This is a genomic window from Campylobacter troglodytis, from assembly GCF_006864425.1.
GTDB classification, from domain to species: domain Bacteria; phylum Campylobacterota; class Campylobacteria; order Campylobacterales; family Campylobacteraceae; genus Campylobacter_D; species Campylobacter_D troglodytis.
The window spans coordinates 1-1,416 of sequence record NZ_QHLI01000146.1; the positions used below are offsets into that span (position 1 = coordinate 1).

General features: G+C 31.6%; 1 protein-coding gene and 1 pseudogene. Both read left to right on the forward strand.

Annotated elements, in window-relative coordinates:
• On the forward strand, positions 1–538 hold a 538-nt coding region (locus DMC01_RS14060; protein ID WP_185908953.1), incomplete at its 5' end, for a hypothetical protein.
• Positions 535–1,416, forward strand: a pseudogene (locus DMC01_RS12445) (hypothetical protein); the annotation flags it as partial. The gene DMC01_RS14060 and the pseudogene DMC01_RS12445, both read left to right, overlap by 4 nt.

Below are 1,416 nucleotides of genomic sequence, written 5' to 3' on the forward strand. Positions count from 1 at the left end.
ACTAAATTTAAAAGACTATGAGTTAAATTCAAAAGAACTTATAATACCTAAGGCAAAGCAAGATAGGCTAGGCATAGGGTATGACGAGCTTTGGGAGCTAATAAATAACAAAAAGCAGACATTACTAGAAATTACCCAAGAGATGATAGATGAAGAGGATAAGAACAAAAGAATGCTTATACGAGGGGAACTTGATGATGATTACGCAAAAAGTGAGTTAGAAATTGAGCATAATAAAATAACAGCACAAAATACTGCTACTTTGATAGGCAATAATTTTGCTTATGAAGGGGCTATATTTGAATCCTTGCGTGTGGTGTTAAAAGAGGCACAAGGTAGATTTGATAGGGGTGAATTAAGCCAAGAAGAGATGTTTTATTATTATGATATGAGTGGCTTAGCCAGAGATGATTTTCCGCACGATTGGTATGGCTTTGAGTTAAGGGATAATTGCTACTATGCCTACCGTTTCAATCAAGCCTTGGCATTAGCCTTTGTAAATGCTTATGATGATGATAAAATCAAGGAAGAGATATGAAATTTACAAAACTTGGCTTTGATGAGTATAATAAGATAAGAAAACTACTTTTAATAGGCAGTGAAGACTTTAAAGAACAAGTATATAGGGATAGTAGCAAGAAAACAGCAGATAAAAATGGAGTTTATAGCGGCTATATGACCATAGGAATTGGCATAAATATAGAATTTGGAGCTAGGTTTTGGGAATATCTTGTTTTGTATTATCTATTTGGCTTAACTAAGTTGGCAAACGAGATAGAATTTAAAAGCTTTGATACAGTGGCTAAATTAAAAAAACAAATTCTTAAAGAAAATGACAAAAAGCAAGAATACAACGAGCTTATAGAAAATATACATAAGTTCTTTGGTAAAACAAAGAATGAAAAAGATGAGCTTATAACAATAGAGGTAAAAAAACTAAATGAAGAAGAATTAAGAACTCACTTAGATGATAATATCAAACAAGGCATTCAAGAATATATAAGCACTACAAAAAAGCTTGGCAAAGAAGAACAAGCAAAAAGATTAAACGAAACTGAGTTAAAAATAAGCAAAAATGCTAAGGGAGAGGCTGAGTATATAAAATTCAAGCTTGGCAAAGAAGAGGCAAGGGAAGTATTTGATCTTATGGCTATTAATTATGAAGCAAGAGCCTTAGAGCATTTTAATAAACATATATTTGTCAATACAAAACTTACCAATCCTTTCAATAAAATCAAAGAAAAAGACACAAAGAATAAAAAATACTACAAGGAATTCATACCCTTTATGAGTGCTACTTATCAAGCTCCTTTTGTTTTAGCAAAAAAGGATAATGCCTTGTTATTAAAAAAGGCATTTGAATTTAAAAGTAGATTCTTGCTTTGGGCGATTTTAAGGTATAAGCTAGGTAGCAAT